General features: G+C 60.5%; 23 protein-coding genes. 13 read left to right on the top strand and 10 right to left on the bottom strand.

Going from position 1 to position 24,703, the window contains the following annotated elements:
* Nucleotides 1–17: 17 nt before the first annotated feature.
* Nucleotides 18–1,307, bottom strand: a complete 1,290-nt coding sequence (guaD, locus tag ACR0LW_RS12955; protein WP_480882879.1) for a guanine deaminase — start codon at nt 1,305–1,307, stop codon at nt 18–20.
* Nucleotides 1,308–1,447: 140 nt separating this feature from the next.
* Between guaD and mgtE the strand changes: the two genes are divergently transcribed.
* Both mgtE and ACR0LW_RS12945 read left to right on the top strand, forming a co-directional pair.
* Nucleotides 1,448–2,842: a magnesium transporter gene (gene mgtE, locus ACR0LW_RS12950; protein WP_480882878.1), complete on the top strand. Its 1,395-nt coding sequence runs from the start codon at nt 1,448–1,450 to the stop codon at nt 2,840–2,842.
* Nucleotides 2,839–3,402 carry a 5-formyltetrahydrofolate cyclo-ligase gene (locus ACR0LW_RS12945; protein ID WP_480882877.1) on the top strand — a complete coding sequence of 188 codons (564 nt, stop codon included), beginning with the start codon at nt 2,839–2,841 and terminating at the stop codon, nt 3,400–3,402. Before mgtE ends, ACR0LW_RS12945 begins: the two co-directional genes overlap by 4 nt.
* Here ACR0LW_RS12945 and ACR0LW_RS12940 read toward each other — a convergent pair.
* Nucleotides 3,399–3,626: a putative hemolysin gene (locus ACR0LW_RS12940; RefSeq protein ID WP_480882876.1), complete on the bottom strand. Its 228-nt coding sequence runs from the start codon at nt 3,624–3,626 to the stop codon at nt 3,399–3,401. The two genes, ACR0LW_RS12945 and ACR0LW_RS12940, sit on opposite strands and share 4 nt — an antisense overlap.
* 88 nt (nt 3,627–3,714) lie before the next feature.
* Here ACR0LW_RS12940 and ACR0LW_RS12935 point away from each other — a divergent pair, with 88 nt between their 5' ends.
* From ACR0LW_RS12935 to ACR0LW_RS12925, 3 genes are all read left to right on the top strand, one after another.
* Nucleotides 3,715–4,527, top strand: a complete 813-nt coding sequence (locus ACR0LW_RS12935) for a TIGR00282 family metallophosphoesterase (protein WP_480882875.1) — start codon at nt 3,715–3,717, stop codon at nt 4,525–4,527.
* 76 nt (nt 4,528–4,603) lie between these two features.
* Complete coding sequence (locus tag ACR0LW_RS12930; RefSeq protein ID WP_480882874.1) at nt 4,604–6,382, top strand: SLC13 family permease; 1,779 nt, start codon at nt 4,604–4,606, stop codon at nt 6,380–6,382.
* 97 nt (nt 6,383–6,479) lie between these two features.
* On the top strand, nt 6,480–6,932 hold the full coding sequence (locus ACR0LW_RS12925; RefSeq protein ID WP_480585114.1) for an META domain-containing protein: 453 nt from the start codon (nt 6,480–6,482) through the stop codon (nt 6,930–6,932).
* A gap of 4 nt (nt 6,933–6,936) precedes the next feature.
* On the opposite strand, the gene ACR0LW_RS12920 is transcribed toward ACR0LW_RS12925, so the two are convergent.
* The 4 genes from ACR0LW_RS12920 to ACR0LW_RS12905 all read right to left on the bottom strand — a co-directional run bounded on the left by ACR0LW_RS12920 (nt 6,937) and on the right by ACR0LW_RS12905 (nt 12,064).
* Nucleotides 6,937–8,598 carry an FAD-binding dehydrogenase gene (locus ACR0LW_RS12920; protein WP_480882873.1) on the bottom strand — a complete coding sequence of 554 codons (1,662 nt, stop codon included), beginning with the start codon at nt 8,596–8,598 and terminating at the stop codon, nt 6,937–6,939.
* An 11-nt stretch (nt 8,599–8,609) separates the two neighbouring features.
* The gene (locus ACR0LW_RS12915; RefSeq protein ID WP_170519950.1) at nt 8,610–9,467 is read right to left on the bottom strand and encodes a bile acid:sodium symporter family protein; all 858 of its coding nucleotides are present in this window, start codon (nt 9,465–9,467) and stop codon (nt 8,610–8,612) included.
* A 73-nt stretch (nt 9,468–9,540) separates the two neighbouring features.
* Nucleotides 9,541–10,275: a glutamine amidotransferase gene (locus tag ACR0LW_RS12910; RefSeq protein WP_480882872.1), complete on the bottom strand. Its 735-nt coding sequence runs from the start codon at nt 10,273–10,275 to the stop codon at nt 9,541–9,543.
* 16 nt (nt 10,276–10,291) lie between these two features.
* Nucleotides 10,292–12,064, bottom strand: a complete 1,773-nt coding sequence (locus ACR0LW_RS12905) for an SLC13 family permease (protein ID WP_170737505.1) — start codon at nt 12,062–12,064, stop codon at nt 10,292–10,294.
* 110 nt (nt 12,065–12,174) lie between these two features.
* Between ACR0LW_RS12905 and ACR0LW_RS12900 the strand changes: the two genes are divergently transcribed.
* Nucleotides 12,175–12,915, top strand: a complete 741-nt coding sequence (locus tag ACR0LW_RS12900) for a YebC/PmpR family DNA-binding transcriptional regulator (protein WP_170519960.1) — start codon at nt 12,175–12,177, stop codon at nt 12,913–12,915.
* 169 nt (nt 12,916–13,084) lie between these two features.
* The gene (locus ACR0LW_RS12895) at nt 13,085–14,374 is read left to right on the top strand and encodes a permease (RefSeq protein ID WP_480882871.1); all 1,290 of its coding nucleotides are present in this window, start codon (nt 13,085–13,087) and stop codon (nt 14,372–14,374) included.
* 16 nt (nt 14,375–14,390) lie between these two features.
* On the opposite strand, the gene ACR0LW_RS12890 is transcribed toward ACR0LW_RS12895, so the two are convergent.
* A complete protein-coding gene (locus tag ACR0LW_RS12890) occupies nt 14,391–15,080 on the bottom strand; it encodes a nitroreductase family protein (RefSeq protein ID WP_480882870.1) in 690 nt (229 codons plus the stop codon).
* Between the two features lie 4 nt (nt 15,081–15,084).
* Nucleotides 15,085–16,002 (bottom strand): LysR family transcriptional regulator ArgP, encoded by a 918-nt coding sequence (locus tag ACR0LW_RS12885; RefSeq protein WP_480882869.1) that lies wholly within the window; start codon nt 16,000–16,002, stop codon nt 15,085–15,087.
* 87 nt (nt 16,003–16,089) lie between these two features.
* Between ACR0LW_RS12885 and ACR0LW_RS12880 the strand changes: the two genes are divergently transcribed.
* The 6 genes from ACR0LW_RS12880 to ACR0LW_RS12855 all read left to right on the top strand — a co-directional run bounded on the left by ACR0LW_RS12880 (nt 16,090) and on the right by ACR0LW_RS12855 (nt 21,862).
* On the top strand, nt 16,090–16,689 hold the full coding sequence (locus ACR0LW_RS12880) for a LysE/ArgO family amino acid transporter (RefSeq protein ID WP_480882868.1): 600 nt from the start codon (nt 16,090–16,092) through the stop codon (nt 16,687–16,689).
* A gap of 40 nt (nt 16,690–16,729) precedes the next feature.
* Nucleotides 16,730–17,638 carry a DMT family transporter gene (locus ACR0LW_RS12875; protein ID WP_480882867.1) on the top strand — a complete coding sequence of 303 codons (909 nt, stop codon included), beginning with the start codon at nt 16,730–16,732 and terminating at the stop codon, nt 17,636–17,638.
* Nucleotides 17,639–17,719: 81 nt separating this feature from the next.
* Complete coding sequence (gene betI, locus ACR0LW_RS12870) at nt 17,720–18,292, top strand: choline-binding transcriptional repressor BetI (RefSeq protein ID WP_170454908.1); 573 nt, start codon at nt 17,720–17,722, stop codon at nt 18,290–18,292.
* Nucleotides 18,289–19,797, top strand: coding sequence for a choline-sulfatase (gene betC / locus ACR0LW_RS12865; protein ID WP_480882866.1), 1,509 nt, complete (start codon nt 18,289–18,291; stop codon nt 19,795–19,797). The genes betI and betC overlap by 4 nt, the downstream gene beginning before the upstream one ends.
* A gap of 88 nt (nt 19,798–19,885) precedes the next feature.
* A complete protein-coding gene (gene betA / locus ACR0LW_RS12860) occupies nt 19,886–21,544 on the top strand; it encodes a choline dehydrogenase (RefSeq protein WP_480882865.1) in 1,659 nt (552 codons plus the stop codon).
* A gap of 78 nt (nt 21,545–21,622) precedes the next feature.
* A complete protein-coding gene (locus tag ACR0LW_RS12855) occupies nt 21,623–21,862 on the top strand; it encodes an HP1242/YdcH family protein (protein WP_170454901.1) in 240 nt (79 codons plus the stop codon).
* A 73-nt stretch (nt 21,863–21,935) separates the two neighbouring features.
* Here the strand turns inward: ACR0LW_RS12855 and ACR0LW_RS12850 are convergent, their stop codons facing one another.
* The gene (locus tag ACR0LW_RS12850) at nt 21,936–23,336 is read right to left on the bottom strand and encodes a helix-turn-helix domain-containing protein (protein ID WP_480585135.1); all 1,401 of its coding nucleotides are present in this window, start codon (nt 23,334–23,336) and stop codon (nt 21,936–21,938) included.
* 65 nt (nt 23,337–23,401) lie between these two features.
* Nucleotides 23,402–24,607, bottom strand: coding sequence for a multidrug effflux MFS transporter (locus ACR0LW_RS12845; RefSeq protein WP_480882864.1), 1,206 nt, complete (start codon nt 24,605–24,607; stop codon nt 23,402–23,404).
* Nucleotides 24,608–24,703 lie beyond the last annotated feature (96 nt).

Raw genomic sequence — 24,703 nt, 5'->3', positions numbered from 1 at the left:
ATGTGCCGAAGGCGCATTCAGCAAGCGGCTTGCGTGCCTCCGATCCAGGCGTCGGCAATGGCGCGGTCGTCGCCCATCATGATGGTCGGGAACACGGCCTCCCACAGATCATCTGCGTGGGCCTCACGCTGGGCAATCGCCGGGGTCGAGGCAAGGTCGATCACAATCAGATCCGCCTCCATCCCAGGAGCAATATTGCCGATGCAATCCTCCATCCGCAGTGTTCGCGCCGAGCCGACTGTACCCAGCCACAGCAACTGCGCCGGGTGCAGGGGGCGGCCGCGCAACTGGCCGATCTCGTATGCGGCGGCCATGGTGCGCAGCATCGAAAAGCTGGACCCACCGCCCGTATCGGTGGCCAGCCCGACCCGGTGGCCGTCATGGATCAGCCCGTTCATGTCAAAAAGACCCGAGCCGATGAAAGTGTTCGAAGTCGGGCAATGCACCAGCGCTGCATCCACCTCGCGCAGCCGGTCGCGCTCGCGGTCTTCCAAATGGATGACGTGGCCATACAAGCCGTTCTGACCCAGCAGGCCAAATTTCTCATAGGTGTCCAGATAATCCCGCGCGTCGGGGAACAGGGACCGGACCCACTCGATCTCGTCCGTCTGCTCGCTCAGATGGGTTTGCATCAGGCAATGCGGATGCTCGGCCCAAAGAGCCCCCAATGCCTCAAGCTGTTCGGGCGTCGAGGTGGGCGAGAACCGGGGCGTGATCGCGTAGGACAACCGATCCACGCGGTGCCATTTCTCCAGCAGGGCCTCGGACTGGTCATAGGCCGTCTGCGCGGTGTCCTGCAGCCCTTCGGGGGCGTTGCGGTTCATACAGGTCTTGCCCGCGACGACCCGCTGGCCGCGCTGTTGAGCGACCGAGAAGAACGCGTCGACGCTTTCGGGATGGATCGTGCAAAAACTGCACATGGTCGTCGTGCCATGTGCAGTCGTCAGATCGAGATAGCGGTTGGCAATCTCGGTCGCATAGTCCGTGTCGCCGAACTTCATCTCTTCGGGGAACGTATAGGTGTTCAGCCAATCGATCAGCCGTTTGCCCCAGCTGGCGATCATTGCGGTTTGCGGGTAATGAACGTGGGGATCAACAAAGCCCGCCATGATCAGATGGTTGCCATAATCCCGCGTTTCGGCATCCGGATGCGAGGTGCGCAGCGCGTCCAGAGCGCCGACGGCCTGTACGCGCCCGTCTTCGATCAGAACGGCTTCGTCCAGCCTGGTCGCGTCGGTTGGCTCCCCTTCAAACGGCGATCCGTCGAAACTCAGAACGCGCCCTTTCAAAAGCGTCTTTTGCGCCATTCGCCCTGTTCCCTATCTGTTTGAGACCGTTGATCAGCATATGTCGGCGAAAGATGTGGGTAAATCGGCGCATTGTCATTGTTTTCCGGTAGCTGCTTCTTCTAATTAAGGGCCAATGGCAAAATAAGCGGGAGCAGCACATGACGACAGGCTTTGATGATCCCGTAGCCGACTCTGCCACCGACGAAGACGTCTATGCGCTGGACCGCCGAACCGTAGCGGCGATTCTCTATGCGGTGGATGTGGAAGACCGGTCCCAGCTGATCGAGTTGATGGAGCCGCTGCACGCCGCCGACATCGCCGACCTTCTGGAACAGATCAACCCCTATGACCGCGCCCGCCTGATCCGCCTGTATGACAAGGAATTTGACGGCGACATTCTGTCGGAACTTGATGAAGCCGTCCGGGAAGAGGTCATCGGTGTTCTGAAGCCGGATGTTCTGGCCGAAGCGGTGCGGGACATGGAAAGCGACGATGTCGTTGACCTGCTGGAAGACCTTGAGGAACCCCAGCAGGAGACCATCCTGGACGCGCTGGAGGATTCCGAGCGTTTGGCGGCAGAGCAGGCGTTGTCCTACCCCGAAAACTCGGCCGGTCGCCTTATGCAGCGCGAGGTCGTCATGGCGCCCGAGCATTGGACCGTGGGTCAGGCCATCGACTTCATGCGCGCCAATGATGATCTGCCCGAGCAATTCTACCACGTCGTTCTGGTCGACCCGCGCCTGAAACCTATTGCTCAGGTCACGCTGGGCAAGTTGATGGCGACGCGGCGCGAGGTTCCGTTGCTGGATCTGACCGAGGAGGAATTCCACATCATTCCCGTCGATCAGGACGAAGAGGATGTGGCCTATGCGTTCAACCAGTACCACCTGATCTCGGCCCCCGTGGTTGACGCCGATGGCCGTTTGGTCGGGGTGATCACCATCGACGACGCCATGGTGGTTCTGGATGAGGAACACGAGGAAGACATCCTGCGTCTGGCCGGTGTCAGCGACGAAAGCTCTCTGTCGGATAGTGTGGCCGCGACCAGTCGTCGGCGTCTGCCGTGGCTGGCGGTGAATCTGTGTACGGCCATTTGTGCCTCGCTGGTGATTTCGCAGTTCGAGGCGGCGATTGATCAACTGGTGGCACTGGCGATCCTGATGCCGATTGTGGCCTCGATGGGCGGCAATGCGGGTACGCAGTCGCTGACCGTTGCGGTGCGGGCGTTGGCCACGCGCGACCTGACCGGTTCAAACGTGGGGCGTGTGATCCGGCGAGAGCTGTTGGTCGGCATGCTCAACGGGCTGTGTTTTGCCATCGTTCTGGGGACGGTTGGGATGCTGTGGTTCGACTCGCCGCTGCTGGGCGTCGTGATTGGATCAGCCTTGGTCGTGAACATGATCATCGCGGGCTTTGCGGGTACGGTAGTACCGGTCTTGCTGGACCGAATGGGCGTTGACCCGGCTCTGGCATCGGGGACCTTTGTGACAACCACAACGGATGTGATGGGTTTCTTCATTTTCTTGGGGCTGGCCAGCGTGGTGCTTTTGTGACCGATCTGACTGAAATCAAGGCCGCAGCGCGCAAAGCGGCGTTCGCACGCCGCAAAGCCGCGTTTGACGCGCGCCTGCCCGGCGCCGCTGGGCGTCTGTCCGAAGTGCTGGCTGGCTACCGCGGTGTGCCGCTGTCGGGCTACATGCCGATCCGAACCGAGATTGATCCGCTGCCCGCCATGGCCGAGGCCTCGGCCTATGGTCCGGTCGGTGTGCCTGTGATTCAAGCCGCCGGTCAGGCGCTCAAGTTCTCGCGCTGGACGCCCGAAGGCGCGCTGAAAGACGGACCGTTTGGGGCAAAAGTGCCCGAGGTTGACGACTATTTCGACCCCGAGATCCTGATCGTCCCGCTGGTGGCCTTCGATGCGCAGGGTGGTCGACTGGGTTATGGTGGCGGGTTCTACGACCGCACACTGGAAGGTCTGTGCGCCAAGCGTCCGACGCTGGCCATAGGGTTCGCCTTCGATGCGCAAGAGGCCGAGGGGCTGCCGCTGGAACCGACCGACCAGCCGCTGGACATGGTCATCACCGAAAGCCGGGTGCTGAGCTTCGGACCCTAACCCATATTCTCCGCCCGGAAATACTCCCACGCATCTTGTGTTGAGCCATCGGGCAAGGTGCAGGTCCCTGTTTGACCGTCCGCGCCGTCCTGTATCTCGTACTGCCCGCCTTTTTCGACGCAGTAGGTCGCCGCTGGGTTGGCAAGTTCGGTCGGTTGTTCCGACGGCTGATCGCAGGCCGCCAGAGGGATCAGCATGGCAACCGAAATGAGGTAGCGGGTCATAAATCTCTCCTGTCCAATGCAGTTTTGCGCTCTATCGCCATAGTTTAACCGCTTGTGCTTGGCATTTACCACACTTAGGACGGTTGGCATGAGGATACTTTTTCTGGGTGACGTCATGGGCCGCGCGGGACGCACGGCCATCCAGCAGCATCTGCCGCGTTTGCGCGAAGACTGGCGGCTGGATTTCGTTGTGGTGAATGGTGAGAATGCCTCGAACGGGATGGGCCTGACGGGTGATCACGCCAAGCTGTTGCTGGATGCGGGCGCGGATTGTCTGACGCTGGGCGATCATGCCTTCGATCAGAAGGACATGCTGCAATTCATCGAGAAAGAGCCGCGCATCGTGCGCCCGGTGAACTTTGCCAAAGGCGCGCCAGGGCGGGGGCATCGCCTGTTCAATGCGCCCGGCGGCCGCAAGGTGCTGGTGGTTCAGGTGCTTGGGCAGGTCTTCATGAAACGGCCCTTTGACGATCCGTTCTCGGCCATCGAACCGATCCTGAAATCCCACCCGCGCGGCGGGCAGGCGAACGCAATTATCGTCGATATGCACTGCGAGGCCACGTCCGAGAAGATGGCCATGGGCCATTACTGTGACAAGCGCGCCAGCCTTGTGGTGGGAACGCATACGCATGTGCCGACGGCGGATTCACAGATCCTGCCCGGTGGCACCGCCTATCTGACGGATGCGGGGATGTGCGGCGACTATGACTCGGTCATTGGCATGGACAAGATCGAGCCGATGCGCCGTTTTATCACCGGCATGCCCAAAGCCCGCTTTACCCCGGCGAATGGCGAGGCAACGCTAAGCGGTGTATTCGTCGAGACCAACGATCAGGACGGCAGCGCAAAAACCGTGCGAATGGTGCGCGTCGGTGGGCGGTTAGAGCAGGCGGGGCCGTAAAGGCTTGCTCTGCCCCGCGCAATGCGGGAAACTACCCATCAGGCGCTTGGGCCAGGGTTCGGACAGAATACCACGAATGCAATTCCTCTCACTGACAGATACGGGCAGCGCAATTCTGGCGCTTTTGATTGTTGCGGGCATGTTCGTCATGTTCCTGCGCGAGGTCTACCCGACCGAGGTTGTGGCCATTGGCGGCGTTGCCCTGATGCTGGTCACTGGGATCTTGCCCTATCAAAGCGCGCTGGCCGTCCTGTCGAACCCGGCCCCATGGACCATTGCCGCGATGTTCATCATCATGGGGGCGCTGGTGCGTACCGGAGCACTGGACGCCTTCACCTCGACCGCGCAGAAACAGGCGCAGGTGAACCCGCGCATTGCCATTGGGCTGCTGATGGCGTTTGTGGTGCTGGCCTCGGCGGTTGTGTCGAATACGCCGGTCGTTGTGGTGATGATCCCGGTCTTTGTTCAGATCGCGCGCACGCTGAACGTTCCGGCCTCAAAACTGCTGATCCCGCTGAGTTATGCGGCCATTCTGGGCGGAACGCTGACCCTGATCGGAACCTCGACCAATCTGCTGGTGGATGGCGTAGCCCGCGCGCAGGGCATGGCGGCGTTCACGATCTTCGAGGTTACGCCATTGGGCATCGCTCTGGTCATTTATGGCATGGTCTATCTGCGTTTTATCGCCCCGCGCCTGCTACCGGATCGCGACAGCATGGCAACCTTGCTCAGCGACCGGTCAAAGATGAAATTCTTTACCGAGGCCGTCATTCCCCCCGACAGCAACCTGATCGGGCGCGAGGTTACTGGGGTTCAGCTGTTCAAACGCCCCGGCGTGCGTCTGATCGACGTGGTTCGGGGCGACGAGTCCCTGCGGCGCAACCTTAAAGGGATCGAGCTGCGCGTTGGTGACCGGGTGGTTCTGCGCACCGAAATGACCGAGCTTCTCGGCCTGCAAAGCAACAAAGAGCTGAAGCGCGTTGATCAGGTCTCGGCGGTTGAGACAAAAACTGTCGAGGTTCTGATCACCCCCGGATGCCGCATGGTCGGTCGCACGTTGGGCGCAATGCGTCTGCGTCGCCGGTATGGGGTCTATACTCTGGCCGTGCATCGCCGGAATCAGAATATCGGGCGACAGTTGGATGATCTGGTGGTGCGTGTCGGGGACACGCTGCTGTTGGAAGGGGCCCCGGCGGATATTCAGCGACTGGCGGCTGATATGGATATGGTGGATGTCAGCCAACCTTCCGCCCGAGCGTTCCGCCGCAGCCATGCCCCGATTGCGATTGGCGCATTAATCGGGATCGTTGCTCTGGCCGCGCTGGGCGTGGCCCCAATCCTGCTGCTGTCGATCCTTGCGGTTGCGATTGTCCTTTTGACCCGCTGTATCGACGCGGATGAGGCGTTTTCCTTTGTCGAAGGTCGCCTGTTGGCGCTGATCTTTGCCATGCTGGCTATCGGGGCGGCGCTGGATGCCTCGGGCGCGGTTTCGCTGATCGTGGAAGCCATCGCGCCGTCGCTGGGGCTATTGCCGCCCTTCCTGATCATCTGGGCGGTTTACCTTCTGACCTCGGTCCTGACCGAGCTGGTGTCCAACAACGCGGTGGCGGTGGTTGTGACCCCCATTGCCATCGGTTTGGCGCAGGCGGTGGGCATTGATCCGCGCCCGCTGGTTGTTGCCGTCATGGTCGCAGCCTCGGCTTCGTTCGCGACACCTATCGGCTATCAGACCAATATGATGGTTTACGGCCCGGGCGGCTACAGGTTCACCGATTTCATGAAGGTTGGCATCCCGCTGAACCTGACGGTCGGTCTGCTGGCCTCGCTGCTGATCCCGCTGATCTGGCCGCTGTGATACCGGCACTGTTTTGCCGAACGCATCGTCGCAACCTTGTAAATCCCGTTTTTGTCCCAATCTTTTCTATAAATGTTTGAAGTGAAAGGACAGAGTGATGCCTTTTCCAAAGATCGGTCAGGCCATTGTTGCCGGTGCAATCGTATTGACCCTGTTAGGCACCAACAGCATGGCGCAGAGTGACAGCGATCCGGCACAAACACCGGATGCCGCGGTGTTGGAGAACACAAAATGGTCCGCCATCGGTATCGATGGGGCCGTGTTAAACGCCGAAAAAAGCCCCGAACTTGCCTTTGAAGCCGATGGTGCCTTTGGCGGCAGCGGCGGGTGCAACCGGTTTACCGGACGGGCCGAGATGTCGGGCGATCGGATCGAATTCCCCGAGAATATCGCCGCGACCCTGATGGCCTGCCCGCCCGAGGCCGAGCAGACGGAACGCCAGTTCTTTGACGCGCTGCAACAGGTCGCGACCTATGCCGTTGCGGGCGACAGTCTGGTCATGCTGGATCAGGATGGCGAGCCGGTGTTGAAATTCGTCCGCCTGCCCTAAGCGTTTACGCCACGGCCCGGGACCGTCCCGCGTTGCGGCCCGAGAAGATGCAACCACCCAGGAACGAGCCTTCAAGCGCGTTATACCCGTGATAGCCGCCGCCGCCGAATCCGGCGACCTCGCCGGCGGCGAACAGGCCGGGGACGACCTGACCGTCCGCGCCGATCATCTGGCTGTCCAGATTGGTCTGCAAACCGCCCAGCGTCTTGCGGGTCAGGATATGCAGCTTGACTGCGATCAGCGGGCCGTTGGACGGGTCAAGGAACTTGTGCGGCTTGGCTGTGCGGATCAGTTTGTCGCCGCGATAGTTGCGCGCCGCCAGAATCGCCGCAATCTGCGCGTCCTTGGTAAAGGGGTTTTCGACCTGGCTGTCCCGCGCCTCGATCTGGGTGCGCAGATGCGCCTCGTCGATCAGGCCGCCGCCCAGTTGGTTCATGCCGCTGACCAGTTCGGTTAGCGTGTTGGCAACAATGAAATCCTCGCCATGTTCCTTGAACGCTTCGACCGGGGCAGTGGCTTTTGACCCGGTCAGGACGCGCTGGAACAGCACCTCGCGCCAGCCACCCTCGGTCATGTCGGGGTTTTGTTCAGACCCCGACAGGGCGAATTCCTTCTTGATCACCTTCTGGGTCAACACAAACCAGCTATAGTCATACCCGGTTTTCAGGATTTCTTTCAGCGTGCCCAAAGTGTCAAACCCCGGCAGGCAAGGTGGTTTCATCCGATTGCCGCGCGCGTCGAACCACATGGAACTGGGGCCGGGCAGGATGCGAATGCCGTGCGAGGGCCAGATCGGGTTCCAGTTGCGCAGCCCTTCGGTGTAGTGCCACATCCGGTCGCCATTGATCACATGCCCTCCGGCCTTTTCGCTGATCGCGATCATGCGGCCATCCACATGGAACGGAACACCCGCCACCATGTCCTTCGGGGGCTCGCCCAGCCTGTCACGGGGCCAGTTCTTGCGCACCATCTCGAAATTGCCGCCGATCCCGCCCGAGGTGACGATGACCGAGGGCGCATAGACCTCGAACTCACCCACCTCATCCCGGTTGGTTTTGGCACCGTGCGGAGCGGTATCATCCGCCAGCACCTCGCCCGAGACGCCCTTGGCGCTGCCGTTCTGCATGATGATATGGCTAACCTGATGGCGGAATTTCAACTCGATCCGTCCGGCGCTGACATGGTCACGCACGCGGCGGATGAAGTGTTTCAGAACGCCCGGACCGGTGCCCCACGTGATGTGAAACCGGGGAACCGAGTTGCCGTGACCGTCCGCATAAGACCCGCCTCGCTCGGCCCATCCCACGATTGGAAACCAGCGCAGACCCATCTCGTGCAGCCATGGGCGCATTTCTCCGGCGGCGAATTCCACATAAGCCTCGGCCCATTTGCGCGGCCACGCGTCCTCGTCCCGGTCGAACTGCGCGCTGCCCATCCAGTCGCGCAAGGCCAGGTCGTGGCTGTCCTTGATCCCCATCCGACGTTGTTCGGGGGTATCGACCATGAACAGCCCACCAAGGCTCCAGAATGCCTGACCGCCCAGAAAACGCTCAGGCTCCTGATCCAGCAGGATTACCTTTTTACCCCGATCACCCAGTTCCGCTGCCGCAACCAATCCCGCCAGTCCGCCACCGACGACAACCGCATCTGCCGTGTTATTGGTCATGAACAGTCCTTTCAGCGTTGGCGAAACCAGACAAGGAAGGGGAACACGACCGCATACATCGTAATCCCATAGACAGCAGATGGCAGGGCCAGGGGGCTGAACCCGCTATCCGTGCCGGTGATCAGGGCCGCCAGCGTGATCCCCAGCGTCGAGTTCTGGATACCTGTTTCGACCGAGACAGTTTTACTCTCGGGCCATGACAGATTTGCGGCACGCGCGATCCCCAGCCCGATCAGCAAAAGCGCAACGTTCAGGGAAATCAAGCCCGCACCCATGATCCCGAGGTTATCGACAAAAAGCTGCCAGTTTCCGGCCAGCGCGGCGACGACGATCAGAACGAACAATACGGTTGCCAGCTTGGACAAACCGTTTTCGATCCGGTTTGCAAACCCAGTTGCAAACCTGCGAAGTCCCACGCCGATGGCCACGGGAAGTGTTGTGATCAGGAACATGGCAATGGCCAGACCGCTGATCGAAACCTCGGGCGCGTTTTCGCCCATGAAATGCGTGATGGACCATGCTGCAAGAACGGGTACCGTCAGGATCGACAGGATGCTGATCACCGCCGTCAGGCTGACCGACAGGGCCACGTCCCCCTTGGCCAGTTTGGTCAGGATGTTGCTGGTCACACCGCCGGGACAAAAGCTGAGCAGCATGAAACCGACCGCGATTTCAGGTGGCAGGCCGAACAGCTTGACGGTCGTGAACGCCGCGATGGGCAGAAGGACGACCTGACATGCCGCACCGATTGCAAAAGGGTATTTGCGGCTCAGCACACGCCGGAAATCCGCGATTTCAAGCCCGACGCCCAGCGACAGCATGATAATGGCCAGCGAGATCGGCAGGCCGACATTAATGAGTAGATCCAAGAACAACTCCTCCCCAAGTCGTTTCGGATCAGCCTATGCTAGCCTGAAAGCCGCAGGCAATACCGCCGTTAGGTCACTTGTAGCGGTCGACGAAGCGTCTCAGGATTTCTCCGGGTTGGGTGACGTCTGCGGCGTTGCAGATATCAATCAGACGTTGCGCGTCTTCAGGCGGGAAATAGCCGTGATGCTTGTAGATATTGATGCGCTGCTCGAAATCCTTTGCGTCCGCCTCGGGGTGGAACTGCGTGGCATAGACGTTCCGGCCCCAGCGGATCATCTGAAACGGGCAGGGGTCAGACGCAATAAGGTGCACGCAGCCGTCAGGCAGAGCTTGCACGGCTTCCTTGTGGCCGACAAAGGCGTCGAATTCCGGGGTCAACCCTGCTGTCAAAGGGTCTGATGCGCCGTCGTCGGTCAGTCGGCAGGATGATGGGCCAACCGGCTCGCCGAACTGGGCTTTGCTGACATCCCCGTCCAGATGCGCGGCCAGAACGCCCAGCCCATAGCAGCAGCCCATGAAGGGATGATCTTGCGCCGTGATCTGAGGCATCAGCCCCATTACCGCGCCTTCGATCTTTGCGTCCAACGCGGATTTTGTCTCGGGCTCGTCACTGACGCAGCCCGGGCCACCGCCGACGATGACGCCCGCATAGTCGGTGACATCCAGCCCCGCGGGCAGGTCTTCGCAATCCAGCCGAATGCGGTGGGTCTGCTCGGGCGACAGACCGGTCTTGTCCAGGATCGAGGCATATTCCGCGTCCGAGGCATCGGTTTCGGGACGCAGTTGGAGGATCAGAAAACGTTTCATGGGCTGGCTTTACCTGTCAAAGCGGCCAGAACACAAGGATGGCGGGGATCGAGACGGCGATGATCAGGATCTCAAGCGGCAATCCCATGCGCCAATAGTCGCCAAACCGATACCCTCCGGGACCCAGAACCAGCGTATTGTTCTTGTGCCCAATCGGCGTCAGAAACGCGGCCGAGGCTGCCACGGCCACCGTCATCAGGAACGGATCCGGCGAAACGTCAAGCGTGCGGGCCATCTGGATACCGACCGGGGCGGCGACAATGGCAGTGGCTGTGTTGTTCAGAACGTCTGACAGTGTCATCGTCACAACCATCAGCACGGTCAGAATGGCCCAAGCGGGCAATCCGCCGGTCAATTGGATCAAGGCGTTGGCGATCAACTCGGTGCCGCCCGAGGTCTCCAAAGCGCTGCCCAGCGGGATCATCGAACCCAACAACACGACAACCGGCCATTCGATGTGATTATAGATGTCGCTGATGGGCATGATCTTGGTCAGGACATAGGCGATGACCACCAATCCCAAAGCGATAGGCAGATAGATCAGGCCGACACTGGCGGCCAGAACGGCGGCTGCGAACAGACCAATGGCGAGCCACGCCTTTTCATTCGCCGTCACGTTCAGGCCCCGTTGCGCCAGAGGCAGACAGCCCAGCCATTCGGTGACGTCGGCTCCCCGGTCGCGGGGGCAGAGCAGCAGAAGGATGTCACCGGCCTCGACTTCCGTCTTGCGGACCTGTTCTGTGATCCGGCGGCCTTGACGGGAAATACCCATCAGCACCGTGCTCTGCCGCCAGGCCAGCCCCAACCCTTGCGCGGTACGGCCCGTGACCCGGGCGCTTTCGGTGGCGACGACCTCGATAACCTCAAGCCCTTCGCCTTCGGCGGTCAGCACTTCTTGCCGCCGGGTATCCGAGAAATCCAGGTTCAGGGCAGCGCGGAACTCGTCCAGCGCCTCGGGGCGGGCTTCCAGAACCAGCGCGTCGCCTTCGGCCAGAGTCGCATGGGCAGATCGGCCATAGCGCCGCTTGCCGTCCCGGATCAGGCCGATGATGGCCACGTCGGATTTTTCGGCGGCTTCGTACAGCTCGCTGACGCGCTTGCCGATATGGGGCGATTCAGGCGGCAAGGTCAGTTCGGCGATATATTCGGCAAGGGTCTCGGACGCCTCTTCCTGCTTGCCCCGGTTGGGGATCAGTCGCCAGCCGACCAGAGATACAAAGGCCAGCCCGGCAATGGCGGCAATGCCACCGACCGGGGCGAAATCGAACATCCTGAAGGGCTCACCCAGCGTCTCGGCCCGGATCGAGGCGATGATGATATTGGGCGGCGTACCGATCAGCGTGGCCATCCCGCCCAGTATGGTCGCGAAACTTAGCGGCATCAGCGACAGGCCCACGGATCGCCCCGCCTTGCGTGCGGTCTGAATGTCCACCGGCATCAAAAGGGCCAGCGCGGCAACGTTGTTCATGAAGGCCGACAGGACCGCACCGATCCCGCCCATCAGTGCGATATGCGCCCCCAGACCGCGCGAGGCATCGACCAGAGTGCGCGTGATCAGGAACACGGCCCCGGACCGGACCAACCCGGCCGACACGACCAGCACGAGTGCGACGATGATCGTTGCCGGGTGCCCAAACCCCGCAAAAGCGTTGTCGACCGGCACCACGCCCAGCACGACGCCCACCATCAAGGCGGCAAAGGCCACAAGGTCATAGCGGAAACGCCCCCACAGCAGCAGTCCAAAAACAGTAATGAAAAGCGCAAAAAGAATGATTTGATCTGTCGTCATGGGCTCACCATACCCGCAAGGGGGCGTCTCGCAAGCCGGTCTCTTGATCCTGCCCCCCGCAAACGTCTATATGAGCGCCGAATACGCAAACACGATGACGAGGACGCATTATGGCAGGCCACTCCAAATGGGCCAATATCCAGCACCGCAAGGGACGTCAGGACGCCGCGCGGTCCAAACTGTTTTCCAAACTGTCGAAAGAGATCACCGTGGCCGCCAAGATGGGCGACCCTGATCCCGATAAGAACCCGCGCCTGCGTCTGGCGGTGAAAGAGGCCAAGTCGAACTCGGTCCCCAAGGACGTGATCGACCGCGCGATCAAGAAATCGGTCGCGGGTGAAGGCGACGATTACGAAGAAATCCGGTACGAGGGCTACGGCCCCAATGGCGTTGCTGTGATTGTCGAGACGATGACGGATAACCGCAACCGGACGGCCTCGACCGTGCGCTCGACGTTTTCGAAGAATGGCGGCAATCTGGGTGAGACCGGCTCGGTCGGGTTCATGTTCGACCGCAAGGGTGAGGTTGTCTATCAGGCGGACGCAGGCGACGCGGATACTATTTTCGAAGCCGCGATCGAGGCCGGGGCCGAAGATGTCGAAAGCTCGGAAGACGGTCACATCATCTGGTGTGCGGATACCGATTTGAACGATGTGTCCAACGCGCTGGAAGAGGCGCTGGGTGAATCCGAATCCACCAAGCTGGTCTGGAAACCTACAACCACAACCGAACTTGGTCTGGAAGACATGCAAAAGCTGATGAAGCTGGTCGATGCGCTGGAAGACGATGATGACGTGCAGCGCGTCACAACCAATTTCGAAGCGACTGATGAGGTCATGGCGCAGCTCTGACCCTTTCAACCCGATTGGTGTTGAGCCCGGCCAGTTTGGCCGGGCTTTTTTGTTTCGGGCATTTCACGTGATGCTTGGTCAAGGCCGGGGAACGCAATAGTCTGGGGGCCTGACAAAGCAACCGGGACGGGCGCGCAGGCTGGCTGCGTGGCTTGGGATTTCGACAAGAATGGCAAAAGACCCATCAGATCTGGCAAGGCGAAACGTTCCGGTTTTGGCCGGGCAGAGCATTTTGTCCCAGGTCGCCTGGACGCTGGGCAGCCCTTCGGTTGTTCTGCCATTTCTGGCGGTGTCTTTTGAACTGCCGATGTTCGTCGCCGGGGCGTTGGTCTCGGTCCGGATGGTTGGCAGCATGATTGCGGATTTTTTCCTGGCCCGAACCATTGCCGCCCAGACGCAGAAAAAGCGCGGAATCGCGATGACCGAGGTTGCGATCGGCGCCTGCCTGTTGATCGCCATAGCTGTGGCGGCGACGGGATTGGTGCCCCTGATCGCGGTTGCATTCATTTCGATCTTTTTCCTGATCGGCCTGTTCGATGAGATTCAGAACCTGATGTATACGGATCTGATCGGGGACCATGTGCAGTCCAAATCCCGAATGCTGATGCATTACCTGCAACTGGGCGCAGGCGGTCTGGGCGCAATTGGGCTGGCGCTGCTGGTCCACGAAATCACCAAGGACAACCCGCCCTTTTCCCGCCATTCTGCCGTTATTGCCGTTTCGGTCACGTTCTTCCTGCTGTCCGGCCTGTCGATCCTTGCCATGGCCGAGATTGGTCAGGCTACACAGGGCAAAGGCACTAAAAAATCGACATTGAAACTGTCGCTGAGGGCCAATATCCAATCCGTTCTCAGCATGTTTCAACATCAGTGGTTCCGGCGCTATCTGGTCATGCGGATGCCATTGGTGGTTGTCTCGCTATCTGTGCCCTTCTTCGCGTTGATCGCGGCTGAGGCGCATCACAGTTCGGCCAAAGGGCTGACGGCGATGATTGTGTCGTCGGCGTCGGGATACCTGGTCTCGGCCCCATTGTGGCAGATCGTGAACATGAAATCTCATCGCGCGGTCATGGTGGCCGGAACGCTGATGGTCGCGGCGACGGGGATCATCCTGCTGGGGTTTCACTATCTTGGTATCGATCACGAGGTTCATCTGCACGCGATTTCGCTGTTCATCGTCACGGTCGCAGTGACCGGGATCAGCAGCGCCCGCAAGCTGTACTTTCTGGACGTCGCGCCCAAAGAGCAGCGCGTTCAGGGGTCAGCCGCGATCAAAAGCATCGTGCGCTTGACTGCCGTCGCTGTATCCGCCGCCCTTGCAGGCGTTGCGCATTTGCACGAGGTTTCGCTGGCGGTCGCCTTCATCGTGTTGTGCAGTTTGATCGCCGCGGTGGCCTGTTACCGTGTGGTTTTGCCGAAAGAGGCACAGGTTGCGCCGGGCAGCGCAACCGGCACCTGATCCAAGATCGAGTTGCTTAGAAGAAGGAAGAAATCTCCTCCAGCGGCTTTTTCAACTTGGCCACCGCCGGAACCGTCGCACTGTCCGAAGGGTGCCCGACCGCAATGATCATCGTGGGCTTTTCCGAGGCCGGACGCTCCAAAGCATCATTGAGGAATTTCATGGGATTGGGCGTGTGCGTCAGGGTGGACAACCCCGCGTGGTGCAAGGCGGCCAGCAGAAAGCCAGTGGCGATGTTGACGCTTTCAGGGACGTAGTAGTTCTTGTAGCGCGTCCCGTCCTCGAACTCGCCCCAGCGCTGGGCGAACACCACGATCAGCCAGGGGGCGATGGTCAGGTGTTCTTTGACGGCGTTGGTGCCGATGGGTTCCAGCGCCTTGATCCACTCATCGCTTGCACCGCCATCGTAGAACCGGCGTTCTTCTTCTTCCGCCTCTTCCCGGATGCGCTGTTTCAGGGCGGGGTCGGAAATGGCCGCAAAATGCCAGGGTTGATGGTTCGCACCAGAGGGCGCGGAACCCGCTGTACGCAGGCAGGTCTCGATCACTTCTTTTTCAACCGGTCGATCTGTGAAGTCGCGGACCGAGTGGCGCTGCCGCATCTTGTCATAGAAGGCCTGCGCCGCCTTCTGCATCTGTGCGTCGGTAAAATCGCAGCGGTCGGGCAGGGGAATGGGATCATAGCTGAGCGCGTCGCGTGAAAACATGAGGTTACTCCGAAGGTTTCCCTTTTATCCGGCGGTCGGCGGCAGGGATCAAGGCTTTGGCAGCAGCGTGTTTGACGGCTCGGGTCAACGGGGCCAGCGCCGGGGCCAGAACGCGCCCAACCTGCCATGTCAGCGCAATGTCCAGCGGCGCGTCCGGGACAATCGGCTGCAAGCGCCCATCTGATATGGGGCCGCGCACAAGGGGTTCGGGGTTCATGCCCCAGCCGATCCCAGCAATTGCCGCATCGACGAACCCATGGGATGACGGCAAAAAGTGCGACGGCGGAGAAATGCGGCGACTGGCCCGCCCGGCAATCCACGCCTTTTGCAGCCCGTCCTTGCGATTGAACACAAGGTTGGGCGCCACGCTGAGGGATTCGGCATCGACACCGTCGCGAAACCAGCGTCGGATGAAGTCCGGGCTGGCAGTTGGCAGGTATCGCATGGCCCCAAGCTCGACCGCGTCGCAGCCCGTGACCGGCTGGCCGCCCACGGTGATCGCCGCGCTGACTTCGCCCCGGCGCAGCCACTCGGCGGAATGATCCTGATCGTCGATGACCAGATCGAACAGCAGGCCCATTGCGCTGGCCATGGCATCCACGAACCACGTGGCCAGAACATCAGCTGGAATCGCCACCCGCACCCGTGCCGGATCGGTGCCTTGATCCAGCGTGAGCTCGCGGGCCAGCTGCGCCTCTAGCAGCCCGATATCCTCGGCATATTGTGCGATGCGCAGGCCAGCCGGTGTGCCGGTGCAGGGTGTCCCCCGGTTGATCAGCGCCGCGCCGATGCGATCCTCCAGCGCCTTGATCCGTTGCGAGATCGCCGAAGGCGTCACCGCCAGCGCGTTTGCGGCCGCGTCAAAGCTGCCATGGCGCAGAATGGCGGACAAAGCCGACAGATGGTTGGGATCAAGTAGCATTAGCCAGATTTAATTCACTTCAGCATCTTTAATTTGATAGATCGCGCCGCGACCGCTAGTCAACGCCTCGCAACAGCAGGAGGCCCCATGTCGACAACCCTCATCGCCGGATTTGTGCTCAGCTTCAGCCTGATTCTTGCCATCGGGGCGCAAAACGCCTTCATCCTGCGGCAGGGTGTGCGGCGCGAGCATGTGTTTGTCCTGTGCCTGACCTGCGCGGTCTCTGACGCGATCCTGATTGCAGCGGGTGTGGCGGGGTTTGGTTCGTTGGCAAAGGCAATGCCCTGGTTCGAACCCGTCATGCGGTACGGCGGGGCCGCTTTTCTGACCTGGTACGGGCTGCGCAGCTTTCTGTCGGCCTGGCGAGGTGGCGCGGCATTGGAGGCGGCCAATGGCCAACGCACAAGCCTGCGCAGCGCGTTGCTGACAGTGTTGGCCTTCACCTGGCTGAATCCGCATGTTTATCTGGATACGGTTGTCCTGATCGGTTCGATCTCGGCGCAATATGACGACCGGCTGAGCTTTGCGGTCGGGGCCATTCTGTCCAGCTTTGTATTCTTCTTTTCCCTTGGCTACGGGGCCCGAATTCTGTCCCCGCTTTTTGCACGTCCCCGGGCCTGGCAGGTGCTGGATGTCCTTATCGGTCTGGTCATGCTGAGTATCGCTTTGAAACTTGTTATCGTGTGAAGGGTTGTTCCCGAGCGGGTTTCAGTGTTCAACCAAAGCCATGACCACCCTTGCCGTTTCATCCCGCCCGATCGCAGGCATGTTCTGGATGTTTTCCGCCGGGCTGTGCTTTGTTGTCATGACCGCGCTGGTGAAATCGCTCGGCTCGACGATGGACCCCATACAGGCGGCGTTCCTGCGCTATGCGCTGGGGCTTGTGTTTCTGCTGCCCGCCTTGCGATCCATCCTGGCCACCCGTCTCAGCAAACGTGATCTGACGCTGTTCGGGCTACGTGGCGTGATCCATGCAGGCGCAGTGATGCTGTGGTTTTATGCGATGACCCAGATCCCATTGGCCGAAGTTACCGCAATGAACTACATGACGCCGGTTTACGTCACCCTTGGGGCTGCGCTGTTTTTGGGCGAAAAACTAGCGTTTCGCCGGATCGCTGCCATTCTGGTCGCGGTGGTGGGCGTGCTCATCATCCTGCGCCCCGGATTCCGAGAGGTCTCGACCGGGCACATAGCAATGATCGGAACGGCACTGACGCTGGGCGGGTCTTACTTGTTGGCCAAGCTGCTTGTGCGCGATATCCCGCCCTCGGTCGTGGTGGCGCATTTGTCGATCTGGACGACGCTGGCTTTGATCCCTTTCGCCATTGCGGTCTGGAGCGCGCCCAGCTTGCGCGACATCGGTGTTCTGTTCCTGATCGCCACTTTTGCCACCGCCGGGCATTATTTCATGACGCTTGCCTTGCAGGCGGCCCCGGTTGCGGTGACGCAGCCGGTAACGTTCCTGCAACTGATCTGGGCGACCTTGCTGGGCGCCGCTGTGTTTCACGAAGGCGTTGACGTGTGGGTGGTGGCTGGTGGTACGTTGATCCTTGCGGCGGTCAGTTTCATTTCCTGGCGCGAACTGGTGCTGAACCGCCGTGACGTGACCCCACCCAGCATCGCGATCAAGCTGTAACCCGGCGTGGCTTCGTTATTGATTGACGAGTCAATAAAAACGCCCTAGCTTTGGCGTGTAGCGCCAGTTCAGGGGGTAGGGATGCCGAAAGTCGGAATGGAACCAATCCGTCGCGATGCGATTGTCCGTGCCACGATCGCCGAGCTTGGCGTGAAGAAATCCCTGGACGTCACGGTCAGCCAGATCGCCAAACGGGCGGGCATGTCCAGCGCGCTTGCTCATCACTATTTCGGCGGCAAGGACCAGATCTTTCTGGCGGCCATGCGTCAGATTCTGTCAGATTTCGGGGCCGAGGCGCGGGCCGAGCTTAAAGCTGCCGCCCCGACCGAGCGCGCGCAGGCCATTATCCGCGCCTGTTTTGCCCCTTCGTGTTTCTCGCCGGATGTGATCGCCGCCTGGATGACATTCTACGTTCTCGCGCAGACCAATGATGATGCGCTGCGGTTGTGGAAGATCTATCAGGCGCGGATCCGGTCGAACCTGATCGTCGGGCTGCGCCCCTTGCTCGACGATCCGGTGGCTGCTGCGGAAGACATGACCGCGCTGATCGACGGGCTGTATATCCGCGCGGCGCTCAGCGCGCCCGAAGACCCGCAACTGGCCGTGAACCATGCGATGCGTGTTCTCAACACTCTGCTCGAGGCTGAAAAATGACAAACCCGAACATTCTGATCCTGATGGTGGATCAGCTGAACGGAACCCTCTTTCCCGATGGTCCCGCGGACTGGCTTCATGCACCGAACCTGAAAAAGCTGGCCGAGCGTTCGACCCGATTTTTCAATGCGTATACGGCATCGCCGCTTTGCGCGCCGGGGCGGGCGAGCTTCATGTCCGGTCAGTTACCCTCGCGCACGGGGGTCTATGACAACGCCGCTGAGTTTCGCAGCGATATCCCCACCTATGCGCACCACCTGCGCCGGGCGGGCTATTACACCTGCCTGTCAGGCAAGATGCATTTCGTCGGTCCCGACCAGTTGCACGGGTTCGAGGATCGCCTGACCACCGACATCTACCCCGCCGATTTCGGCTGGACCCCTGATTATCGCAAACCGGGCGAACGCATCGACTGGTGGTACCACAACATGGGCTCGGTCACGGGCGCGGGCGCGGCCGAAATCTCGAACCAGATGGAATATGACGATGAGGTCGCCTACAACGCCAAGGCCAAGCTGTATGATCTGGCCCGTGGCAAGGATGACCGCCCTTGGTGCGTGACCGTCAGCTTTACCCATCCGCACGATCCGTATGTGGCGCGCCGGAAATACTGGGACCTTTATGAGGATTGCGAGCACCTGCTGCCCGAAGTCGCAGACCTTGGCTATGACAATCAGGACCCGCATTCGCAGCGCATTTTCGATGCCAATGACTGGCGCAGCTTTGACATTACCGAAGACGACATCCGCAAGTCCCGCCGCGCCTATTTCGCCAACATCTCGTATCTGGACGACAAGATCGGCGAAATCCTTGAGGTACTGGAAAGCACCCGGCAAGAGGCGATCATCCTCTTTGTCTCGGATCACGGTGATATGCTGGGCGAGCGTGGTCTTTGGTTCAAGATGACCTTCTTCGAAGGTTCGTCCCGCGTGCCGCTGATGATTTCAGCGCCGGACCTGCCTGCAGGGCGGATCGACGCGCCGGTTTCGACCATCGACGTCACGCCGACCTTAGGCGCGCTGGCAGGTGTGGATATGGCCGAGATCGCCCCTTGGACCGATGGCGAAAACCTTGTGCCGCTGGCGCAGGGCGAGGAACGCACCACACCGGTTGCAATGGAATACGCGGCCGAGGCGTCTTATGCGCCGCTGGTGTCTCTGCGCTATGGCAAATGGAAATACAACCGCTGCGCGTTGGACCCGGACCAACTGTTCGATCTGGAAAACGACCCGCAGGAATTGACAAATCTGGCGGGCAATCCGGAACACGCAGGCACGTTGCAAACCCTGCGCGCCAAATCCGAGGCACGCTGGGATCTGGACCGGTTCGATGCTGATGTCCGCGCCAGTCAGGCCCGCCGCTGGGTGGTTTACGAGGCGCTGCGGCAGGGCGGCTATTACCCCTGGGATTACCAGCCGCTGCAAAAGGCCTCGGAACGCTACATGCGCAACCACATGGATCTGAACATCGTCGAGGAAAGCCAGCGCTTCCCGCGCGGCGAATAACCTCTTCATCTTTTTGAAAATACTCCCGCCGGAGGCGAATAGATTATGCGACGGATAATCTGGGCTGGCGGGCAAAGGAGACCCGAAAATGGAAGCTGATTTCGTCATTGTGGGTGCCGGTTCCGCCGGTTGCGCGATGGCCTATCGCCTGAGCGAGGCCGGGGCCTCGGTTCTGGTGATCGAACATGGCGGCACGGATGCCGGACCGTTCATCCAGATGCCTGCCGCGCTGAGCTACCCGATGAATATGTCGCGTTATGACTGGGGCTTTAGCTCGGAACCCGAGCCACATCTGAACAACCGCCGCCTGGCTTGCCCGCGAGGCAAGGTGATTGGCGGCTCATCCTCGATCAACGGCATGGTCTATGTGCGCGGCCATGCGCGCGACTTTGACACCTGGGCGGAAATGGGGGCCGATGGTTGGTCCTATGCCGATGTGCTGCCCTATTACAAACGGATGGAGACCTGGCACGATGGCGGCCATGGGGGCGATCCCGAATGGCGCGGTACGGATGGTCCGCTGCATGTCTCGCGCGGCCCTCGCGAAAATCCGCTGTTCCAGGCTTTCGTCGATGCAGGTCGGCAAGCGGGATACCAAGTCACGGGCGACTATAATGGCGAAAAGCAAGAAGGCTTTGGCCCGATGGAGCAGACCGTCTGGAAAGGGCGGCGCTGGTCGGCGGCGAATGCTTATCTGCGGCCTGCGCTCAAACGGGACAATTGCGAAATCATCCGCGGTCTGGCGGCGCGTGTGGTGATGGAAAACGGGCGCGCCACCGGTGTCGAGCTGGTGCGCGGGGGAAAGACCGAAATTATCCGCGCCCGGCGCGAAGTGGTTCTGGCCGCATCGTCGATCAACTCTCCCAAACTGCTGATGCTGTCGGGGATCGGCCCTGCGGCCCATCTGGCCGAGCATGGGATCGATGTTGTCGCGGATCGCCCCGGCGTGGGTGCGAACCTTCAGGATCATTTGGAGCTTTATATCCAGCAGGCCTCGCTGCAGCCGATCACGCTGTACAAGCATTGGAATCTGATCAGCAAAGGGTTGATCGGGGCGCAGTGGCTGTTCACCAAAACCGGGCTTGGTGCCTCGAACCAGTTCGAAAGCGCGGCCTTTGTCCGGTCGAAACCGGGTGTGGAATATCCCGATATTCAGTATCACTTCCTGCCCATGGCAGTGCGCTATGACGGTCAGGCGGCGGCCGAGGGGCATGGGTTCCAGGCGCATGTCGGTCCGATGCGCTCACCCTCGCGCGGGGCAGTCACCTTGCGGTCGAACAGGCCCGAGGATGCGCCTGTAATCCGGTTCAATTACATGAGCCACGAAGAGGATTGGGAGGATTTCCGGACCTGCATCCGTCTGACCCGCGAAATCTTTGGTCAGGATGCCTTCAAACCCTATGCGGGGAAAGAGATTCAGCCGGGCGCAGATGTTCAAAGTGATGAGGAGTTGAACGGCTTCATCGCGGAACATGCCGAAAGCGCCTATCACCCCTGCGGCACCTGTCGGATGGGGCGGGCGGACGACAAGATGTCCGTTGTCGATCCCGAAGGTCGTGTCATCGGTGTGGACGGTTTGCGCGTTGCCGACAGCTCGGTTTTCCCGCAGATCACAAACGGCAACCTGAATGCGCCGTCGATCATGGTGGGCGAGAAAGTCTCGGACCACCTGCTGGGCAAAGACGCGTTGCCAAAGGCCAATGATCGCCCTTGGATTCACCCGCAATGGGCCATTGCGCAGCGGTGATTTGATCCGCGTCAAAGCGGGGTGGGGCAGCGTCCGGTAGATGTGACTCGCAATGACATAATTCAGGAGCGAACAGGAATGTCCCACACCCCGCATGAACTGGCCGAAGAGTTTCCGGACAAGGTCGAATTGATGAGCCAGCTCAAGCAATCGGACGCGCATTTCGCCCGGCTGGCCGAGGAATATCACGAGATCAATCGCGTCGTGCATCGGGCCGAGACCAATATCGAGCCGATGGAAGATCTGGCTGAGGGTGAGATGCGCAAGAAGCGCGCGGCCCTGAAAGACGAGATCTGGGCGATTCTGTCAAAAGCCTGAGCCATGTGGCGGGGGCTCTGCCCCCGTCGCGACAGGCCGCGACTCCCCCGGGATATTTTCAGCCAGGTGAAGTTCAGGTGACCTGATAGGGCAGGGTGCCGCGGGTATGGGTGTCGATGGTGAGGCGCCGTTCCAACGGCGGGACCGAGCGCTGGTGGCAGGTTTGCCGCTCGCAGATGCGGCAGGAAATGCCGATGGGCTCGTAAGCGCTGGCGTTGTTGATGTCGAGGTTGTCGGCATAGACTAGGGCTTGGGCGTGGCGCACCTCGCACCCTAATGCAATGGCATAGCGGCGGACGGGCGCGCCATAAGATCCGCCCGATTTCGAAACATCTGTGGCCAAGGAGATATAGCGGACGCCATCCGGCGTTTCCGCAAGTTGCAACAGGAAGTGACCGGGTGTCTCAAACGCGCGGTGAACGTTCCACAGGGGGCAGGCACCGCCGAAACGCGCAAATTGCAGCCGCGTGGCCGAGTGGCGTTTGGTGATTGTTCCGGCCTGATCGACGCGTACGAAGAAGAACGGGATGCCCTTTGCGCCGGGTCTTTGAAGTGTGGACAGGCGGTGGGCGATTTGTTCGATTGATGCCCCGAACCGGGTGCTGAGCAATTCCAGATCGTGCCGGTAATCCTGTGCGGCGGCCAGAAATTTGGCATAGGGCATCAGGGACGCGCCTGCAAAGTAATTGGCTAGTCCGATTTTGGCGATCGAGCGCGCCTCCTCGCTTTGGAATTTGGCGAAATCCAGTGTGGCTTCGAGGAGCTTGTCCTGGCTGATCAGAGCCACTTGCAGCAGCAGTTGAAAAACTTGCGTCTGTGGTGCGGTCCGTGAGGACAGGCGCAACGTTTTGCTTTCGGCGTCGTAGACGCGCAGGTCCTCGATATCGGAAAAGACGACCTGAATGCCGCGCTCGGACAGGCTGCTGAGGGCTGCTTCTCGTATGCCGCCCGGCTCTTCTGCGCGGTTGGCGAACAGTTCGGCTGCGCGGTCGACGGCGTCGATATAGTTGTCGCAATAATGGAAGAAATCCCGCACCTCTTCCCAGGGGCTGGCCTGTGTGCTGGCATCCTCGCGCCCCAATGCTTCGTCCAGCGATGCCAGACGTTCGTGGGTCTGGCGGTAAGTACGGTGCAGTTCGATAAAGGCGCGGGCCAGAGCGGGGGCGTTCGAAGCCGTCAGGCGAAGATCGGCCAGCGGCGGGACCGCGTCGGCAAAGACCGGATCGGCCAGCGCCTCGCGCATGTCCGAGACGAGGCGTTCGCTGTCACCGGTGCTAAGCTCGGTGACGTCCATGCCAAATTCCTGCGCAAGCGCCAGAACCACCGTGGTCGAGATCGGACGGTTATTATTCTCCATCTGATTGAGGTAGGGTAGTGAGACGCCCAGCTTTGCGGCGAATTCCCGTTGTGTCAGGGACAGTCGTGTGCGCATCTCGCGTAGTTTTGCACCGGCGTAGAGTTTCTGGGTGGGCATGGAGTGCCTTTGCAACTTTACTTTTGTTGCAGGCTAACTTTGCAAACCCACAATGGCAAGCGATGTTAAAGGCCCAATTGCCGCTCGCGCCAGATCACGGTGCAAATCGCGCAGATGGCCAGGATGGCGGTGGTCAACATCAGCCAAAGCAGAGGCATAGCGCCCGATTCCACGGTCAGCAATGCGCCGGCTATCGCGCTCAGGCCCGCGCCGCCGCCCAGCATGATCGCCCCGCTGAGGCCCGAGGCCGTGGCCGCCAGATGCGGGCGCACGGACAGGGCGCCGGATGTGGCGTTTGGGATGGTCATGCCGTTGCCAATGCCGACAAAGGTCATGAAGCTGAAAAAGCTAAGCGCAGTTCCCATCCCGGTCAGGAAAATGACTGCAGAAATGGCGACGCCGGTTGCGTTCAGAATGCTGCCCCACAGAACCATGCGGTTGACGCCAAAGCGGACGGAAAACCGACCGCTGAGGAAATTGCCGAGGAAATACCCGACGGCAGGCGCGCCAAAGTAAATGCCGACCTCGGCCGCGCTCAGGCCAAAAACCTCGGTTCCGATGAAGGGTGCGCCACCGAGATAGGCAAAGAATGCGCCCGACGAAAACGCTGAAGACAGCGAATAGCCCCAGAAGCGGGGGGATTTCAGAAGCTCGGGGTATTCGCGGAATTGCTGGATCAGGGTTTTGCCGCTTTTGGCCGAGGTCTCGCCGAAGTCCACATATGTCAAAAGAAGCGTCAGTGCGCCTAAGGCAAATGGGAGCCAGAAATTGGCCTTCCAGCCGAAGGTCTCTTGGAGCAATCCGCCAATGGCGGGGCCGATCATCGGAACCACCGCCATGCCCATTGTGACATAGCCGATCATCGATGCGGCTTGGTCCTGATCGTATAGATCCCGCACGGCTGCCCGGCTGAGGACCATGCCGACAACAACCACCGCCTGACACATGCGGAAGGCCAGAAATATCTCGGCAGTTGGAGCGAAAATACAGCCCAGCGTGGCCAGCAGGAACAGCGACAGCCCCCACAGAAGAACCGGTCTGCGCCCCGCCTTGTCAGCCAGCGGGCCAAGGAGGATTTGCAGGACAGCGTTCACCAGCAGGTACAGCGCGATGGACAATTGCATGACCTTGTAATCGGTCTCGAAATGCAGTGCCATGTTCGGCAGGCTGGGCAGAAACAGGTTCATGCTGAGCGCGGCGAGGCCAGACAGCAAGACAAGTGTGCCGATCTTTGGGGGTGTGCGGCGGGCCGGTGATGTTCTGAACTGCATAGTTCACATGTATAGCTGCGGTTCCGAGGAATGCCAGACGGGCGCTGCCGCTACGTCAGTAATTTGCACTTTTACAGTTTTCCAGAATGTAGTTGC

It is taken from the genome of Ruegeria sp. N4 (genome assembly GCF_056531425.1).
Note: the sequence above shows the minus strand (reverse complement) of the source record. Positions and strands in the feature narration are given on the sequence as shown.

What these genes read in the sequence shown, in the direction of transcription:
- guaD (WP_480882879.1), bottom strand. Translation starts at nt 1,307, where the DNA reads ATGGCGCAAAAGACGCTTTTGAAAGGGCGCGTTCTGAGTTTCGACGGA.
- mgtE (WP_480882878.1), top strand. Translation starts at nt 1,448, where the DNA reads ATGACGACAGGCTTTGATGATCCCGTAGCCGACTCTGCCACCGACGAA.
- ACR0LW_RS12940 (WP_480882876.1), bottom strand. Translation starts at nt 3,626, where the DNA reads ATGACCCGCTACCTCATTTCGGTTGCCATGCTGATCCCTCTGGCGGCC.
- ACR0LW_RS12935 (WP_480882875.1), top strand. Translation starts at nt 3,715, where the DNA reads ATGAGGATACTTTTTCTGGGTGACGTCATGGGCCGCGCGGGACGCACG.
- ACR0LW_RS12930 (WP_480882874.1), top strand. Translation starts at nt 4,604, where the DNA reads ATGCAATTCCTCTCACTGACAGATACGGGCAGCGCAATTCTGGCGCTT.
- ACR0LW_RS12925 (WP_480585114.1), top strand. Translation starts at nt 6,480, where the DNA reads ATGCCTTTTCCAAAGATCGGTCAGGCCATTGTTGCCGGTGCAATCGTA.
- ACR0LW_RS12920 (WP_480882873.1), bottom strand. Translation starts at nt 8,598, where the DNA reads ATGACCAATAACACGGCAGATGCGGTTGTCGTCGGTGGCGGACTGGCG.
- ACR0LW_RS12910 (WP_480882872.1), bottom strand. Translation starts at nt 10,275, where the DNA reads ATGAAACGTTTTCTGATCCTCCAACTGCGTCCCGAAACCGATGCCTCG.
- ACR0LW_RS12905 (WP_170737505.1), bottom strand. Translation starts at nt 12,064, where the DNA reads ATGACGACAGATCAAATCATTCTTTTTGCGCTTTTCATTACTGTTTTT.
- ACR0LW_RS12900 (WP_170519960.1), top strand. Translation starts at nt 12,175, where the DNA reads ATGGCAGGCCACTCCAAATGGGCCAATATCCAGCACCGCAAGGGACGT.
- ACR0LW_RS12895 (WP_480882871.1), top strand. Translation starts at nt 13,085, where the DNA reads ATGGCAAAAGACCCATCAGATCTGGCAAGGCGAAACGTTCCGGTTTTG.
- ACR0LW_RS12890 (WP_480882870.1), bottom strand. Translation starts at nt 15,080, where the DNA reads ATGTTTTCACGCGACGCGCTCAGCTATGATCCCATTCCCCTGCCCGAC.
- ACR0LW_RS12885 (WP_480882869.1), bottom strand. Translation starts at nt 16,002, where the DNA reads ATGCTACTTGATCCCAACCATCTGTCGGCTTTGTCCGCCATTCTGCGC.
- ACR0LW_RS12880 (WP_480882868.1), top strand. Translation starts at nt 16,090, where the DNA reads ATGTCGACAACCCTCATCGCCGGATTTGTGCTCAGCTTCAGCCTGATT.
- ACR0LW_RS12875 (WP_480882867.1), top strand. Translation starts at nt 16,730, where the DNA reads ATGACCACCCTTGCCGTTTCATCCCGCCCGATCGCAGGCATGTTCTGG.
- betI (WP_170454908.1), top strand. Translation starts at nt 17,720, where the DNA reads ATGCCGAAAGTCGGAATGGAACCAATCCGTCGCGATGCGATTGTCCGT.
- betC (WP_480882866.1), top strand. Translation starts at nt 18,289, where the DNA reads ATGACAAACCCGAACATTCTGATCCTGATGGTGGATCAGCTGAACGGA.
- betA (WP_480882865.1), top strand. Translation starts at nt 19,886, where the DNA reads ATGGAAGCTGATTTCGTCATTGTGGGTGCCGGTTCCGCCGGTTGCGCG.
- ACR0LW_RS12855 (WP_170454901.1), top strand. Translation starts at nt 21,623, where the DNA reads ATGTCCCACACCCCGCATGAACTGGCCGAAGAGTTTCCGGACAAGGTC.
- ACR0LW_RS12850 (WP_480585135.1), bottom strand. Translation starts at nt 23,336, where the DNA reads ATGCCCACCCAGAAACTCTACGCCGGTGCAAAACTACGCGAGATGCGC.
- ACR0LW_RS12845 (WP_480882864.1), bottom strand. Translation starts at nt 24,607, where the DNA reads ATGCAGTTCAGAACATCACCGGCCCGCCGCACACCCCCAAAGATCGGC.